A 16337-nucleotide genomic window follows, 5' to 3' on the forward strand; every position below is an offset into this window, starting at 1 on the left:
AGCGGCTTGCCCGCGAACGCGCCGGGTCAGCCAACATCAATGGTTGCTGGACTACCGCCTTCGCGGGCAAGCCAGCTCCCACATTTGATCTTCGTTGCCTTGAGCAGCCTGTTTTTTACTCGAAACAGGTTGCTACTTACGACTCCTGAACAGTACGGAACTTCTTCCGGGATAAACACCAATCAGGTAGCCATAAGACTTGCTCGAGCAGGCCTTGTGAACACCCACTACCTGAATCTTGGAAGGTACCTATGACCAGCGTAAATACTCAGTCACAAACGCCTTATACCGTCGGCTACGAAATGTCCCCCAATCCGGCGCCCATCCGTCGTGAGCACAGCGCTGAGGCCGCTGAATATTTGGCTGCTCCCCAGGATTCGACGCCGCCCCGTAGCGCCATGACGGCCCGGCAGCGCGGCCCATTTTCGGGTCACAGTGCACTGGTCAACACCGAGCAGGTGAAAGCCGCTGAACCAGACCAGGTGACGAAACTGACCCTGCAAAACCAAGCGCTCAATGAGAAATTCAGCGCATTGGTCGCCAGGTTTGAGTCGATGATAAAAGGGCTTCAGCAACAGATTGCCGACCTGACCCAGCAACTTGAACACCCGGAAAAGGCAACTCACCAAACCCCTTTTGATAACGGCAGCCAAGTCAGGAATGCCGCAGTCGAGGGGCAGAACCTCGCTCAGACTCAAGATTCGACTCCCGAGCAACAGACACGCATGCAAGAGTCACCGCAAACGCAGTCGCCGCAGACTCCTGGTCTCGGAGCACTGAGCAGCCAAACCGATCAGTTTTACCAGAAAGTCGATGAGGCACTCAGGAAGCTCGCGGAATTGCTGATGGGACTGAGTCAACAAATTGATGGCTTGTTTCAAAAGATCAGCGGCACGGGTGCCTCCCCCAGCGATACTCCGACCATGCCGGCGGATAGCGACATGACCACTGAGTCGGACAGCATGCAGCCTAAAGTACCCGCCGCCAGGCAAAGCGAAGAAACGCTTCCGGCCACTCAGCCAGCAACGTCTGAGGCCCGCACCATCGAAGAACTGAAGAGACAAAACGAGCAGCTCAACGCCCACCTTGATAACGCGGCACAGGCTTACGAGCAATTCATTGCACAACTTCAGCTGAAAGTTGACAGCTTGAGTCAGCAAGTCATTCAACAAAAGAAATAGGCTCCAGCACCCCGCCCGCCGGTATAGGAGTTACCTCCTGCACTTGGCGGCGTCAGTACCGATATTCATTCGAACCGCAGTATCACCCGACGGTTGTGCTTGCTCTTCTTCTCGATTTTCTCGCAGAACACCCGGCCGATCTCGTCGGTGTTGGCCACATGGGTGCCGCCGCATGGCTGGATATCCACGCCGGCGATGTCGATCACCCGCACCGAGCCCTGAATCACCGGCGGCGCGACTGCCTGGGTACGGGTGATCTGCAGCAGCGTGGCGTATTCCGACGCAGGCATCGACAGCGTTTTTACCTCGTGGGCCTGTTCGATCAGTGCGTTCAGGTCGCGGGTGATGCTGTCCTTGTCCAGGGTCATTTCCGGCAGGTCGAAATCCAGGCGGCCCTTGTCTGCGCTGATGCTGCAGCCGGTCACCGGCGCATCGATGATCGAGCACAGCAGGTGCAGGCAGGTGTGCATCTTCATGTGCAAGTAGCGCCGATCCCAATCAATTTCCGCCTCCACCTGGACGCCGGCGATCAACTGCGCGGGACACTGGTGCACCTGGTGCCAGATGATCGCGCGCGATACCGGGTCGCGCACGGTGCCGATCACGTCGACGCGCGTGCCATCGGTCAGAATGAAGTGGCCGGTATCGCCCGGTTGTCCGCCGCCGGTGGGGTAGAACAGCGTGTGCTCCAGGGCGATGCCGTGTTCGCCGACGGCCCTTACCCGGGCGCTGAACGTGTTCTGGTAGGGCGCGCTGTCGAACAGCGCCAGGGTTTCCATGGAGTGCACAGACATGTTCAACCTCCGACGATCAATGGGCTGGCCTGCAACACCGAGCGCACCATCGCACTCAAGCCCGGCGGGGACAGCAGGGTGATTTCAAACTCCGGCCCGCAGACTTTCAGGTTCAGCGGCAGGCGCGGCAGCGGGTTGTTCGGTTCGGTGCGATGCAGGCGAAATTGCAGGTGGTGGCGCTCCTTCATCGTGGGCTCCAGCATCAGCCCCGGCAACGGATGAAAGTCGGCGTCCAGCACCGTGACCTTGTGCCCGGCGGTGATTTCACCGACCACATGCAAGCGCTCCTCGAGGGCGAATGCGCCGAGGTAGGTGCTGTGCTCGGACGCATCGTTCTTCTGCATCTGGATCTGGTTGACCACCTTGACCTTGGTGCCCGCCGGCACGTCCTGAGTGATCACGCAGGCCGGGCTGATAAACACATTGTCGCCAATCAGCACGTAGCCCAGCACCCGTGCGCCGGAGCCGATCTCGACGTTATTGCCCAGGCGCGGGTGGCGCTTGCCGTCGGGGTTGTTGGCGATGCCGCGCGCGCCAAGTGTCACGCCACAGAGGATGTAGCAGTCGTTGCCGATTTCGCAGGTTTCGCCGATCACCGTGCCGTAGCCGTGGTCGAGCACAAACCGCCGGCCGATGCGTGCCGCCGGGTGAATGTCGGCGCCGGAGAGCATCTTGCCCTGGTTGCTCAACTGCGAGGCGATGTGCGCGAACGCCTCATCGGTCTGGTCCGGGAAATTCCACACACGGTGCGCGAGCCGGTAGTACAGCACCGCCTTGAACGAGGCGTAGGACTCCAGGATCAACTCGCCGCGCCCGCGTGAAGCCGGGTCGCGGCTGGCGTAGGCGATCAGGTCTTCGGCCACCGCCTGCGCCGCGTCCTGGATCAATGGCGCCAGGTGCGGTTCCAGCTGCTTCATCTGAGCCGGCGTGAGCGTCTTGATGAGGTGCGTGAGCAGCTCATCGTGCAGCAGTTGCATGTCGATAAAGCCCCCCATGGAGCCACCTCCGCAGTCTGGATAGTTGGAAGGCCGGTTACTCGAAGTTGGGCAGGTAGCTGTCGGCATTGTCGTAGACCAGGGTCAGCACCACCGTTTCAGGCGGCAGTTCGGGGGCGAGTTGGGCGATGGCGACCATATTGGCGGCCGAGGACAGGCCCAGGCTGATGGCGTCGGTGCGCATGATGCGTTTGATCATGTCGACGCACGCCCGGTGCGAGACCTTGAGCATGCCGTCGATCACGTCCAGGTTGAGGATGCTCGGGATCAGGCCGATCGACAGGCCCTGAATGTCGTGCGGCGCATGCCGGTCCTTGAGCAGGTCGCATTCTTCGGGCTCCACGCCCATCACGCGCAGGCCCGGCCAGGCGGCCTTGAGGGTTTCGCCGATGCCGGTGATATGGCCGCCGGTGCCGATGCCGCTGACGAAATAGTCCGCACGCAGCTCACCGAAGTCGCGCAGGATCTCCGGCGCGGTGGTGTCGCGATGGGTCTGCGGGTTGGCGCCGTTGCGTTGCTGGTTAAGCATCACGTAGTTGGGGTTTTCCAACTGCAACTCCATGCATTTCTCGCCGTGGGAGTTGTTGCCCAGGCGGCTGTCCGACAACACCACCCTGGCGCCGTAGAGGCGCAGCAGTTTCTGTTTTTCCGGGCTGTAGTTGTCGGGAATCACCAGCACCACTTTGTAGCCCAGCACATTGGCGGCCATCACCAGGCCGATGCCGGTATTGCCGCCGCTGGGTTCGATCAGGGTTTGCCCGGAATCACGGATCAGCACACCACGGCGTTCGGCGTCGAGGATCATGCCCAGGGCGATGCGCGCCTTGTGGCTGCCACCGGGGTTGAGGGATTCGAGCTTGGCGTAGACCTCGATGCCGAGGTCTTCGGAAAACTGCGCCAGGCGCACAGTCGGCGTGTGGCCGATGGCGTCGATAATCGAGTTATGCAACATCGCTCTGCCCCCCGCTCAATACAACGGCATGTCGGGTTCGACGTCGCGCACCCAATGCTTCATGCCGCCCTGCAGCACCCTGGTGTTGGCAAAACCGGCGGCCAGCAGGGTGCTCGCCGCCTGCTCGGCGCGGGTGCCGGCGTAGCAGATCAGGTAATGGGTGTTGTCGCGGCTCAGGCGGCCGAGCTGTGAATCCAGCTCGTCGAGGGGAATGTGCACCACGCCCGGCAGCTTGCACACCTCCAGTTCGCTGGCATCGCGCACATCCACCAGCACATCGGCGCTGTTCGGGTGTTCCAGCACTTGCTTGAGGACGTGCGGCTTGATGTAGCGCTCCTCGGCGAGGCACGGCTGGGGCGCCACGGCGTCGGCGCAAACTGCCGGGGCGACGGTGTGGCTGTGGCGCTGGGCGGAGCAGCACGGGCAATTGGCGCGGCGCTTGAAGCGCACCTCAGTGAATTTCATCGCCAGGGCATCGAAGCGCATCAGGCGCCCGGACAACGGCTCGCCAATGCCGATCAGCAGCTTGATCGCCTCGGTGGCCTGGATCATCCCGACCACCCCCGGCAGCACGCCGATCACCCCGCCGGCGCTGCAGTTGGGCGCCAGTTCGGCTGGCGGTGGGCTGGGAAACAGGCAGCGATAGCACGGCCCGCCCTGGTAGTTGAACACGCTGATCTGCCCGTCGAAGCGGTAGATGGCGCCGTACACCAGCGGCTTGTCCAGCTGTACGCAGGCGTCGTTGACCCGATAGCGCGTGTCGAAATTGTCGGTGCCGTCGATCACCAGGTCGTAGGCGCCGACCAGCTCGAGGGCGTTATCGGCATTGAAGGCGGTGTCGTGGGTGTTGATCCGGATATGGCTGTTGAGGTCCTGCAGGCGCTGTTTGGCGGATTCGACCTTGGACATGCCCAGGCTGCTGTTGCCGTGAACGATCTGGCGTTGCAGGTTGCTGCTTTCCACCACATCAAAATCCACCAGGCCCAGGGTGCCGACGCCGGCGGCGGCCAGGTACAGGCTGATGGGCGAGCCCAGGCCTCCCGTGCCGATGATCAGCACCCTGGCCTTTTTCAGCTTCAACTGGCCTTCGCGACCGACGCCGGGCAGGGTGATGTGCCGCACGTAGCGTTGCACTTCTTCATTGCTCAGCGCGTCGACGTCCATGCCGCCGGAAGTGGCGAGCAGCACATCGATATGGGCTTTTTCCGGCAGTGGCTCGTCGGCGTCGATCAAGGCTTCTTCGGCGGTGAACAGAAAATGTTCCTTGAGCTGGTTGTTGTTCTCGTGAAACAAGTGTGCGCGCAGCTGCGGGTGGCGGCTGCACAGGTTTTCCATGACCTCGCGCAATGTCGATCCGGCGCCCTCGAGGGTCGACTCCGGCAACTTGGCCACGCGAACCAGAATGTCGGGGAAAGAGACAGCGTTCATGGACAGCTCCGCATGCAGGTCGTTGAAAGGGGTGAGGGCGAAATGCTTGCCATCCCAGGCAAACAGCTTGGAACCCTGGGCCTGGCCCTGACGGACGTCGACCACCAGATAACTGACCGGGTGGATCGGTTCGCCCATGAACAGCGCCTTGTCCTGGTCTTCATCGCTGAAATAGGCGCCGACATCCGGGTGCGAGTGGTAGATCACCACCACCGGGTTATCGCTGCGCAACGCCTTGTTCAGCAGCAGGGTGTCGGCCACGGCAAAGGTGTAGCCATTGGCCGCGCTGCGTGGGTACATCTCGGGGTTTTTGCGGTGCAGTTCGTTCTGGATATTGCAGCCCGGGTACACGCTGCCATCGGCGAAGACGAAACCGCAGCACTCTTCGGGGTAGCAGCGGCCGGCGTGGGCGTAGATTTGTTCCAGGGCGGTGGGACGAAGGACATCCATGTTGCTCTCGCGTCGTGGTGGGCGGCTCAATTTTTCTTGGCCAGGAATTTTTCGATGGGCAGCTTGGTGATCGCAAAACCGGCCAGCAGGACTGCCGAGTAGAGCATCAGGTCACGGGACAGCGCCACGCCCTCGTACCAGGCGCCGATGATCACCGCGAACACCGGGAAGATAATGAACACGAACGACAGGATGATCGGGCTCAGGCGCTTGAGCAGCATGAAGTACACGATGAAACCGCCCACCGATGCCACCAGCCCCAGGTAGAACAGCGCGCTCCAGGAGCGCAGGGTGATGTCTTCGAACGTCGGCGTTTCAAACCACAAGCCGGCCACGAACAGCATCAGGCCGGCAATCCCGATGGGCAGGGTGTTGTAGGTGATCACGCTGATGGCGCTGCCTTTTTGCTTGGTAATCACATAGCACAACGCATGCATGATCGCGGCGCCGAGGATCGCCAGCACCCCGAAGAACTCGGCGTGGTCCAGGTGCAGGCCCTGGCTGCGGATGATCATGTAGAGACTGCCGAAACCGATTCCAATGCCGACCACTTGGGAAAAGTAGATGCGCTCGCGCAAAAACAGCGCGGAAAAAATCAGGATGAACACCGGCATGCAGCTGAACAGCAGGGCGGTGAGGCCCGACGAGACATGCATCTCGCCGTAGTTGAGCAGGTAATACGGAATACTGAAGTAGGACAATGTCACGAATACGAAAAACCAGCGGCTCTCCCGAGGAAACAGGATCGGCTCGCGGCGCACCCTGGCAAAACACAGGAACAGCGGGAATGCGATCAGAAAGCGCAGGCCGGCGGACGTTAGCGGTGGCACGCTTTCCACCGCGATCTTGATACCCAGCCACGTGGTCCCCCAACTCAGGCACACGATAAGAAACATCACACTGGTGACCAAGCCGGGCAACCACTGTTTGGGTGTTTTGGTTTTGGCGGTGTTTTCGAGAACAGCAGACATTGGCATCGTTTATTGCTTCCCTGAGCCGACATTGAACTCTATATTGAGCGTGTAACAAGCGGTAAAAATCGGCGATTGAACCCGTAAAAGCACACTATTAGGGCGAAAGATGACTGTCAAAACAAATATTGACATGGTGTCAATTATGCGTGAGGGGTTGTCCAACGGGCAGGGTGTCAAGTACAAGCGCCTGTCCGATGTCATGGAGCGGGGCATCCTTGAAGGCTTGATTGAACCGGGACGAAAACTGCCGCCCCATCGGGTGCTTTCGGACAATCTGGGCGTCACCATCGGTACCATCAGCCGCGCCTACGGCGAGCTGGAACGTCTGGGGCTGGTGGTGGCGCGGGTCGGTGACGGCACCTTCGTGCGCAAGCGCGGGATGGAGCGCCAGCGCGATGAAGGCTTTCGCAATGTCAGCGAGGAGCCGCGCCAGTACTTCGACATGAGCCGCAACATGCATATCCCCGGGCAGGAGACGGTGTTCCTGGCACAGAGCTTCCAGACCCTGTCGACCAACGCCAAGTTTCTCCAGGAGATCAGCGCCTACACCCCGGACGCGGGCCTGCCACGCTACCGCGAAGCCGGTGCGCAGTGGTTGGTACAGCGCGATTTCCATCCGATTCCCGAGCAGGTCATCTGCGTGAATGGCGGTCAGCACGGTTTGCTCTGCGCCATGATGGCCCTGCTGCGGGCCGGCGATACGGTGGTCACCGAACAGCTGACTTATCCGGGGTTGATCACGGCGTCACGCATGCTCGGTATCCGCCTGATCGGCCTGGAGATGGATGAGGAGGGTGTGCTGCCGGGCGCGCTGGATGAACTCTGTCGTAATCACCGAATTTCGGCGTTGTACTGCACACCCACGATTCAGAACCCTACGACGTCAGTGTTATCGGTGGCGCGCCGCGAAGCGCTGGCCAGAGTCTGTCGCGAACACAATCTGTTGATTCTTGAGGATGAGGCCCACGGCGTTCTGGTGGAAGACCGGCCGCCGCCTCTCAGCTATTTCGCGCCCGAGCGTACGATTTTGATCAGTAGCCTGAGCAAGGCGGTGTCAGCCGGGTTGCGCGTGGGTTATGTGCATGCGCCGCCCGCGCTGGTCAGCCGCATTTCTGCCGCCTTGCGCTCCACCTGCTGGATGGCCACGCCAGTGACCCTGGAGTTGGCCACCCAGTGGATCGAAAACGGCACGGCGGAATACCTGTTGCGTCAACAGATCAGTGAGATCAGCCGGCGCAAGGCGCTGGTGGAGGATTTGCTGGCTGGCCTGGCTTACCGTACTCACCTGAATAGTCCGCACTTCTGGATCGAAGTGCCGGAGCCCTGGCGCGCGTCGGAAATAGAAGCCGAACTCAAACAGAACAATTACCTGATCGCCACCGCAGAAGCCTTTGCGGTGGGGCAGACGGCGGTGCCGCAGTTTATTCGGGCGAGTATCTGTAATACGTCCGGGGATGATCAGTTGTTGCGGACGGGGTTCGATGCGTTGGCAACCGCGCTGGGGCAAGGTGGCGGAAGGTTTCATCTGTAAGGCTGATCAGGCTTTTTGTGGGAGGGGGCGTTGATTACTTGAACCTGCGCTCCACCCCTTTCTCCACCAGAATCTTTGCCGAAATCTCTTCCACCGAGAAATGCGTGGAATTGATATGCGCAATATTCTCGCGCCGGAACAGATTTTCCACTTCACGCACCTCGAACTCGCACTGCGCGTAGCTCGAATAGCGGCTGTTGGGCTTGCGCTCGTTGCGGATGGCGGTCAGGCGGTCCGGGTCGATGGTCAGGCCGAACAGCTTGTGCGAGTGCGCGCGCAGGGCGGCGGGCAGGGTCAGGTGTTCCATGTCGTCTTCGGTCAGCGGGTAGTTGGCCGCGCGGATGCCGAATTGCATGGCCATGTACAGACAGGTTGGCGTCTTGCCGCAACGCGACACGCCCACCAGGATCAGGTCAGCCTTGTCGTAGTAGTGCGTGCGTGCGCCGTCGTCGTTGTCGAGGGCGAAGTTGACCGCCTCGATACGCTCCATATAGTTGGAGTTATGCCCGATGGAGTGGGACTTTCCTACCGAATAGGAGGAGTGTTCGCTCAGCTCCTGCTCCAGCGGCGCGAGGAAGGTGGAGAAGATGTCGATCATGAAACCATTGGAGGTCGCAAGAATCTCACGAATGTCCTGATTGACGATGGTGTCGAAAATGATCGGGCGGCAGCTGTCTTTTTCAGCCGCCAGATTGATTTGTTGTACCATGGCCCGCGCTTTATCCACGCTGTCTATATAGGGTCGGGTGAATTTGGCGAAGGTAATGTTTTCGAACTGCGCGAGCAGGCTTTGGCCCAGGGTTTCGGCAGTAATGCCAGTGCCATCGGAGATAAAGAAAGCAGATCGTTTCATTTGAGCCCTGGGCCTTAAGCTGATGGCGAATCTTGGATATGATAGGCGCGATTTTGCTGTCCCGCAGTGGGCCGCATTCTCACTTATTTTCCAGGCCCAGGCCACAAGCGCTGGCGAATGCTCCTACTGAGCCGTCGGCGTCCATGAGCTTTTCCAACACAGAAAGTGGAGAGATCACCTTGGTAGAGTACGTAGTTTCCCTCGATAAGCTCGGCGTCCATGATGTAGAGCACGTAGGGGGCAAGAACGCATCCCTCGGCGAGATGATCAGTAATCTTGCAGGCGCAGGTGTGTCGGTGCCCGGTGGTTTTGCCACCACGGCCCAGGCGTACCGTGATTTCCTCGAGCTGAGCGGCCTCAACGCTCAGATCCACGCCGCGCTGGACGCTCTGGACGTCGATGACGTCAACGCCCTGGCCAGAACCGGCAGCCAGATCCGCCAATGGATCATGGAGGCCGAGTTCCCTGAAAAGCTCAACGAAGAAATTCGCACCGCCTTCGCCACCCTGTCGGCCGGCAATCCGGACATGGCCGTCGCCGTGCGTTCCTCGGCCACCGCCGAAGACTTGCCCGACGCCTCCTTTGCCGGTCAGCAGGAAACCTTCCTGAATATCCGTGGCGTGGAAAACGTGATCCGCGCGGCCAAGGAAGTGTTTGCCTCGCTGTTCAACGACCGCGCCATTTCCTACCGCGTGCACCAGGGTTTCGACCACAAGCTGGTGGCCCTGTCTGCCGGCGTGCAGCGCATGGTGCGTTCGGAAACCGGCACCGCCGGCGTGATGTTCACCCTCGATACCGAATCGGGCTTCCGTGACGTGGTATTCATCACCGGCGCCTACGGCCTGGGCGAAACCGTCGTACAGGGCGCGGTCAACCCGGACGAATTCTACGTGCACAAGCACACCCTTGAGGCCGGTCGCCCTGCCATCCTGCGCCGTAACCTGGGCAGCAAGGCGATCAAGATGATCTACGGCGACGAGGCCAAGGCCGGTCGTTCGGTCAAGACCGTCGATGTGGACAAAGCCGAGCGCGCGCGCTTCTGCCTGAGCGACGCGGAAGTCAGTGAGCTGGCCAAGCAGGCGATGATCATCGAAAAGCACTACAAGTGCCCGATGGACATCGAGTGGGCCAAGGACGGTGACGACGGCAAGCTGTACATCGTGCAGGCTCGTCCGGAAACCGTGAAGAGCCGCACCTCGGCCAACGTCATGGAGCGCTACCTGTTGAAGGAAACCGGCACCGTGCTGGTGGAAGGCCGTGCCATCGGCCAGCGCATTGGCGCGGGCAAGGTGCGGATCATCAAGGACGTGTCCGAGATGGACAAGGTTCAGCCGGGTGACGTGCTGGTCTCCGACATGACCGACCCGGACTGGGAACCGGTGATGAAACGCGCCAGCGCCATCGTCACCAACCGTGGCGGGCGTACCTGCCACGCGGCGATCATCGCCCGTGAGCTGGGCATCCCGGCGGTCGTGGGTTGCGGCAATGCCACCCAACTGTTGAAAGACGGCCAGGGCGTGACCGTGTCCTGCGCTGAAGGCGACACCGGTTTCATCTTCGAAGGCGAGCTGGGCTTCGACATCAAGCAGAACTCCATCGACGCCATGCCCGACCTGCCGTTCAAGATCATGATGAACGTCGGCAACCCGGACCGCGCCTTCGATTTCGCGCAGTTGCCGAACGCCGGTGTGGGCCTGGCCCGCCTGGAGTTCATCATCAACCGCATGATCGGCGTGCACCCCAAGGCCCTGTTGAACTACGACGGGCTGCCGCTGGACATCAAAGAGAGCGTCGACAAGCGCATCGCCGGCTACAACGACCCGGTGGGCTTCTATGTCGACAAGCTGGTGGAAGGCATCAGTACCCTGGCGGCGGCGTTCTACCCGAAAAAGGTGATCGTGCGCCTGTCGGACTTCAAGTCCAACGAGTACGCCAACCTGATCGGCGGCAAGCTCTACGAGCCGGAAGAAGAAAACCCGATGCTGGGCTTCCGTGGTGCCTCGCGTTACATCAGCGAAGCCTTCCGCGACTGCTTCGAGCTCGAATGCCGTGCGCTCAAACGCGTGCGCAATGAGATGGGCCTGACCAACGTCGAAATCATGGTGCCGTTCGTGCGCACCCTGGGCGAGGCGAGCCAGGTGGTCGACCTGCTGGCCGAAAATGGCCTGTCCCGTGGCGAAAACGGCCTGCGCGTGATCATGATGTGCGAGTTGCCGTCCAACGCCATTCTGGCCGAAGAGTTCCTGGAGTTCTTCGACGGATTCTCCATTGGCTCCAACGACCTGACCCAGTTGACCCTGGGCCTGGACCGCGACTCTGGGATCATCGCGCACTTGTTCGACGAGCGTAACCCGGCGGTCAAGAAGCTGCTGGCCAACGCCATCCAGGCCTGTAACAAGGCCGGCAAGTACATCGGCATCTGCGGCCAGGGCCCGTCGGATCACCCGGACCTGGCCAAATGGCTGATGGAACAGGGCATCGAAAGCGTCTCGCTGAACCCTGACTCGGTGCTGGAAACCTGGTTCTTCCTCGCCGAAGGCCAAGCGTCCGCTTAAGATCGCAACGTCAAAAGTGCCGGTCACCCGTTGCGGATGACCGGCATTCTTATCTGTACAGGGCGGGAATCCTCGCGGACGCCGCCCTTTTTTGTGCAAGAGCATTATGCAAAGCAGCAGCAATCTGTTTCCCGTCGCCCTGATCAGTGCTGAACGTCGTGGCGACCTGAGTGAAGACGTGTATCGCCTCAAACCCGGTAACAGCCCCGACGGCACCGTCGAGCTGGCAGTGACCCGTCTGGGCCTGGCCGATGTCCCGGAAAACCGGGGCATTGCGGTTATTTTGTTGCACGGCAGTTTTTCCAACCGGCGTTTCTGGTACTCGCCCAAGGGCATCGGCCTGGGCGCCTACCTGGCGCGCCAGGGGTTTGATGTGTGGATCCCGGAAATGCGCGGCCACGGGCTGTCCAGGCGTAATCAGGACTATGCGAAAAATCGCGTGGCCGACTATGCGCGTTACGATTTGCCGGCCATCGGCGCGTTCGTGCGTGAGCAAAGCGCGCAGACGCCGCATTGGATCGGGCATTCCCTCGGTGCCATCACCCTGGCTGCCGCCCTGGGCGCGCGCCACCTGGAAGCATCGGCGGTGGCGTCGGCGGCGTTGTTCGGCTGTCAGGTCAGCCGCACGCACTGGCCGTTGAAAATCCCGCCGGTGGAGTGGGCAGGTCGCTGGTTGCTCAAGCGCTTTGCCCATGTGTCCGGACCACGTTTCAAGCGCGGGCCCGAGGACGAGCCCGCCGGCGTGATGATCGAGGCGTTGCGCTGGAACGGTCTGTTTGGCCGGTTTGGCGATGCTGATGCCGACTGGTGGAAGGGCCTGGCCCAGGTCGATGTGCCCTTGCTGGCGGTGAGCGCCGCGGGCGACGAGCAAGACCCGGACTGGGCCTGCCGCCAGCTGTTCGAACAAGTGGGCAGCGAACATCGCCAATACCTGTGCCTGGGGCGTGGGCAAGGGTTTACCGGGGATTTCGGGCATGTGGAAATGCTCGTCAGCAAGGCCGCGCAGGCTGAAGTCTGGCCGTTGACGGCGCAGTGGCTGAAAGATCCGCTGACACCGTTGTCCGCTGCCCGGCCCGAGCTGATGGCCACGGCTTGATCCGGGGCTTTTCGCTGATCTGCGGTTGCGGCTAAGCTATGACGCGTTAAACGCTTCTGGTCATATTCAGTCGCTGCTGCGCGCTTGCGTTGCGGCGAAACGGATGGGATGTTGCGTACCTGCGAGGCAGACGCTTCTTTCCAAAGACAGCTTTTTGACGCAAGGGACTCTTTTCATGATCCATTACGTAACCCCTGACCTGTGCGATGCCTACCCCGACCTGGTGCAGGTGGTCGAGCCGATGTTCAGCAACTTCGGCGGACGCGATTCCTTTGGCGGCGAAATCGTCACCCTCAAATGTTTCGAAGACAACTCGCTGGTCCGGGAGCAGGTTGACCTGCCGGGTGCCGGTAAGGTGCTGGTGGTCGACGGTGGGGGGTCGCTGCGTCGCGCATTGCTGGGCGACATGCTCGCCGAAAAAGCCGCAAAGAATGGCTGGGAAGGCATGGTGATCTACGGCTGCATCCGTGACGTCGACGTGATCGCCCAGACCGATCTGGGTGTGCAGGCCCTGGCCAGCCACCCGATGAAGACCGACAAGCGCGGCATCGGTGACCTGAACGTGGTGGTGACCTTTGCCGGCGTCACATTTCGTCCGGGCGAATACATCTATGCCGACAATAACGGTGTGATCGTGTCGCCCAGTCCGCTGAAGATGCCTGAATAAACCGCAATAGCCGACAGGGGTGAGGATGTTCGAGGAAGAAAACGCGCAATGGGGGCTGGTGCATGCCCTGGTGCTGGACGGTAAAGGCGGCGCGCGTTCGATTGCCCGGACTGAACTGGATGACCTGCAACTGCAGCCGCGGGAAAGCCTGTGGCTGCATTGGGATCGCAGCCATCCGCAAACCCGCACCTGGCTGCGCCAATCCAGCGGATTGAGCGAGTTCGCCTGCGACCTGCTGCTGGAGGAGAACACCCGTCCACGCCTGTTGCCGTTACCGGACGCCGAGCTGTTGCTGTTTCTGCGCGGGGTCAACCTCAACCCGGGTGCCGAACCGGAAGACATGGTCTCGGCGCGCATCTTCGCCTCTGCCAGCCGTGTGATCTCCCTGCGTTTGCGCCCATTGCGCGCGACTGATGAGTTGCTGGTGCAACTGGCGGAGGGCAAGGGGCCGAAAAATACCTCTGAACTCATCCTTTATATGGCGCAGTACCTGACCAATAAGGTGCAGGATCTGGTTACCGACCTGTCTGAAATCGTCGATTCAGAGGAAGAAAAACTCGATGCCGACGAACGGTATACTCCGGAGCATGGCAGTATCCTGCAGATCCGTCGCAGAGCCGCTGGATTGAAGCGATTCCTGGCGCCGCAACGGGATATTTTCGGTCAGCTCACGCGGATCAAATTGCCGTGGTTCTGTGACGACGATGCCGACTACTGGAACGAATTGAACAACAGCCTGACCCGCTACCTGGAAGAGCTGGAATTGACCCGGGAGCGCGTGGGGCTTGTACTTGAGGCCGAGGACCGGCGCTTGAGCGTGCGCATGAACCGCACCATGTACCGCTTCGGAATCATCACCGGGATTTTCCTGCCGATGAGTTTTCTCACTGGTCTGCTGGGTATAAATGTGGGGGGAATTCCTTTTTCCTCCAGCCCCTATGGATTCGCGATTGCGTGCCTGTTGATGGTGTCGGTGGCGCTCGGGCAATGGTGGTTGTTTCGACGCTTGCGCTGGGTTTGACCTGAATACGAGCTGAACGTAGGAAGGGTCGGATGTGACCTCAGGAATTTAACCCTCGTCTTTTAATTCACTTGCGAGAGGTCTTTTATGCACGATCCGTTTGAACAGTCTTTGCGTGACATGCTGAATGCTTCGCCATCCAACCGTGATGACGATGCCTGCCTGGGCCGCGTATTGAAAACCGCCAACCGTCAGGTTGGGGCGGGAGACCTGTTCGGGCTGCTCGGGCGTTGGGTGCCGGCGTTGATGATGGCCCTGAACAACGGTTCGGCCCACGTATCCCCGGTTTCCCGTGGCAAACCTCTTGCTCGCACTGATAAGGCTGATTGAACATGGAACTTGATCTCTGGACCCAGAGCCTGGTCACCGCGATGACGGCATTGTGGACCAAGGTGGCGAATTTCATTCCCAACCTGTTTGGTGCCCTGGTGCTGGTGCTGCTGGGGTTTGTCGTGGCCAAGCTGCTCGACACGCTGTTGTCCAAGCTGCTCGCGAAACTGGGCCTGGATCGCTTGATGGCAGGCACCGGCCTGACCAAGCTGCTGGGGCGCGCCGGGCTGCAAGTGCCGATCTCGACCTTGATCGGCAAGATTGTCTATTGGTTCGTTTTGCTGATATTTCTGGTTTCGGCGGCGCAATCCCTTGGACTTGAGCGAGTTTCAGCTACGCTCGACATGCTGGCGCTGTATTTGCCCAAGGTTTTCGGCGGCGCGCTGGTATTGCTGGTAGGCGTTTTACTCGCACAATTGGCCAATGGGCTGGTACGCGGGGCCGCCGAAGGCGTGGGGCTGGACTATGCTGCCGGCCTGGGGCGAATCGCTCAGGGGCTGGTGATCATCATCAGTATTTCGGTCGCGATCAGCCAGTTGGAGGTCAAGACCGACCTGCTCAACCACGTGATTGTGATTGTTTTGATTACCGTTGGTCTGGCAGTTGCGCTGGCCATGGGGTTGGGAAGCCGGGAAATTGCCGGTCAGATTCTTGCGGGAATCTACGTGCGTGAGCTGTATCAGGTAGGGCAAAATGTGCGTGTAGGCGAGGTCGAGGGGCAAATCGAGGAGATCGGTACCGTCAAAACGACAGTACTGACCGATGATGGCGAGCTGGTGTCGCTGTCCAATCGGATACTCCTTGAACAGCAGGTCAGTAGCCGCTGACCCGGCACCCTGCTAATGTACGCCGCCGCGAACCCGGCTTGCCGGGCCGTAGCGGACATTGACCTGACTGTCGGCACGACTTGTTTTGAATAAAGCTCAAACGCTGTCCACGCGCTATGACCCCCGTGAGCTCTCTGATGAGGAGCTGGTCGCGCGTGCACATACGGAGCTGTTTCACATCACGCGCGCCTATGAAGAATTGATGCGCAGGTATCAACGCACTCTGTTCAACGTTTGTTCAAGGTATTTAGGGAACGATAGAGATGCGGACGATGTCTGTCAGGAAGTGATGCTAAAGGTGCTGTACGGCCTCAAGAACTTCGAGGGCAAATCGAAGTTCAAGACCTGGCTCTACAGCATCACGTACAACGAGTGCATCACGCAGTATCGGAAGGAACGGCGAAAGCGTCGCTTGATGGACGCCTTGAGTCTGGACCCCCTTGAGGAAGCGTCTGAAGAAAAGGCGCCGGCACCCGAGGACAAGGGCGGACTCGATCGCTGGCTGGTGTATGTGAACCCGATCGATCGGGAGATTCTGGTGCTGCGATTCGTCGCAGAGCTGGAGTTCCAGGAGATCGCTGACATCATGCACATGGGTTTGAGTGCTACAAAAATGCGGTACAAACGTGCTCTAGATAAATTACGTGAGAAATTTGCGGACGAGACTGAAACTTAGTGCGTGG

The 16337-nt window shown here is 60.2% G+C and carries 15 protein-coding genes; 9 read left to right on the top strand and 6 right to left on the bottom strand.

Features of this window, described 5'->3' with window-relative positions:
- The first annotated feature begins 251 nt into the window (after positions 1 to 251).
- Positions 252 to 1181 (top strand): hypothetical protein, encoded by a 930-nt coding sequence (locus tag LUB09_RS02060; RefSeq protein WP_231421443.1) that lies wholly within the window; start codon positions 252 to 254, stop codon positions 1179 to 1181.
- A 65-nt stretch (positions 1182 to 1246) separates the two neighbouring features.
- Here the strand turns inward: LUB09_RS02060 and LUB09_RS02065 are convergent, their stop codons facing one another.
- From LUB09_RS02065 to LUB09_RS02085, 5 genes are read right to left on the bottom strand one after another with little or no spacing between them, the layout of a single operon-like run.
- A complete protein-coding gene (locus tag LUB09_RS02065) occupies positions 1247 to 1975 on the bottom strand; it encodes an alanyl-tRNA editing protein (protein ID WP_209983777.1) in 729 nt (242 codons plus the stop codon).
- 2 nt (positions 1976 to 1977) lie between these two features.
- Positions 1978 to 2970, bottom strand: a complete 993-nt coding sequence (locus LUB09_RS02070) for a serine O-acetyltransferase (RefSeq protein ID WP_209983776.1) — start codon at positions 2968 to 2970, stop codon at positions 1978 to 1980.
- Positions 2971 to 3007: 37 nt separating this feature from the next.
- Entirely contained in the window at positions 3008 to 3922 is a 915-nt protein-coding gene (locus LUB09_RS02075) for a PLP-dependent cysteine synthase family protein (RefSeq protein WP_231421444.1), read from the bottom strand.
- A 15-nt stretch (positions 3923 to 3937) separates the two neighbouring features.
- Positions 3938 to 5800 (bottom strand): molybdopterin-synthase adenylyltransferase MoeB, encoded by a 1863-nt coding sequence (gene moeB, locus LUB09_RS02080; RefSeq protein WP_231421445.1) that lies wholly within the window; start codon positions 5798 to 5800, stop codon positions 3938 to 3940.
- Positions 5801 to 5826: 26 nt separating this feature from the next.
- Positions 5827 to 6720, bottom strand: a complete 894-nt coding sequence (locus LUB09_RS02085; RefSeq protein WP_209990459.1) for a DMT family transporter — start codon at positions 6718 to 6720, stop codon at positions 5827 to 5829.
- A gap of 160 nt (positions 6721 to 6880) precedes the next feature.
- On the opposite strand from LUB09_RS02085, the gene LUB09_RS02090 reads away from it, so the two are divergent.
- Complete coding sequence (locus LUB09_RS02090) at positions 6881 to 8305, top strand: aminotransferase-like domain-containing protein (RefSeq protein ID WP_231421446.1); 1425 nt, start codon at positions 6881 to 6883, stop codon at positions 8303 to 8305.
- Positions 8306 to 8339: 34 nt separating this feature from the next.
- Here the strand turns inward: LUB09_RS02090 and ppsR are convergent, their stop codons facing one another.
- Complete coding sequence (ppsR, locus tag LUB09_RS02095) at positions 8340 to 9158, bottom strand: posphoenolpyruvate synthetase regulatory kinase/phosphorylase PpsR (RefSeq protein ID WP_231421447.1); 819 nt, start codon at positions 9156 to 9158, stop codon at positions 8340 to 8342.
- A 179-nt stretch (positions 9159 to 9337) separates the two neighbouring features.
- Between ppsR and ppsA the strand changes: the two genes are divergently transcribed.
- The 7 genes from ppsA (at position 9338) to sigX (ending at position 16330) form a co-directional block, all read left to right on the top strand.
- Positions 9338 to 11713: a phosphoenolpyruvate synthase gene (ppsA, locus tag LUB09_RS02100; RefSeq protein ID WP_057009261.1), complete on the top strand. Its 2376-nt coding sequence runs from the start codon at positions 9338 to 9340 to the stop codon at positions 11711 to 11713.
- 106 nt (positions 11714 to 11819) lie between these two features.
- Positions 11820 to 12809, top strand: a complete 990-nt coding sequence (locus LUB09_RS02105; RefSeq protein WP_209983768.1) for an alpha/beta fold hydrolase — start codon at positions 11820 to 11822, stop codon at positions 12807 to 12809.
- Between the two features lie 178 nt (positions 12810 to 12987).
- The gene (gene rraA, locus LUB09_RS02110) at positions 12988 to 13476 is read left to right on the top strand and encodes a ribonuclease E activity regulator RraA (protein ID WP_139136753.1); all 489 of its coding nucleotides are present in this window, start codon (positions 12988 to 12990) and stop codon (positions 13474 to 13476) included.
- 25 nt (positions 13477 to 13501) lie between these two features.
- The gene (locus LUB09_RS02115; protein WP_209983766.1) at positions 13502 to 14497 is read left to right on the top strand and encodes a zinc transporter ZntB; all 996 of its coding nucleotides are present in this window, start codon (positions 13502 to 13504) and stop codon (positions 14495 to 14497) included.
- 87 nt (positions 14498 to 14584) lie between these two features.
- The gene (locus LUB09_RS02120; protein WP_209983764.1) at positions 14585 to 14827 is read left to right on the top strand and encodes a CrfX protein; all 243 of its coding nucleotides are present in this window, start codon (positions 14585 to 14587) and stop codon (positions 14825 to 14827) included.
- 2 nt (positions 14828 to 14829) lie between these two features.
- The gene (locus LUB09_RS02125; protein WP_209983762.1) at positions 14830 to 15654 is read left to right on the top strand and encodes a mechanosensitive ion channel family protein; all 825 of its coding nucleotides are present in this window, start codon (positions 14830 to 14832) and stop codon (positions 15652 to 15654) included.
- A gap of 85 nt (positions 15655 to 15739) precedes the next feature.
- A complete protein-coding gene (gene sigX / locus LUB09_RS02130; RefSeq protein WP_209983760.1) occupies positions 15740 to 16330 on the top strand; it encodes an RNA polymerase sigma factor SigX in 591 nt (196 codons plus the stop codon).
- The last annotated feature ends 7 nt before the right edge of the window (positions 16331 to 16337 follow it).

This window comes from Pseudomonas sp. Leaf59 (genome assembly GCF_920984685.1).
Classification (GTDB): domain Bacteria; phylum Pseudomonadota; class Gammaproteobacteria; order Pseudomonadales; family Pseudomonadaceae; genus Aquipseudomonas.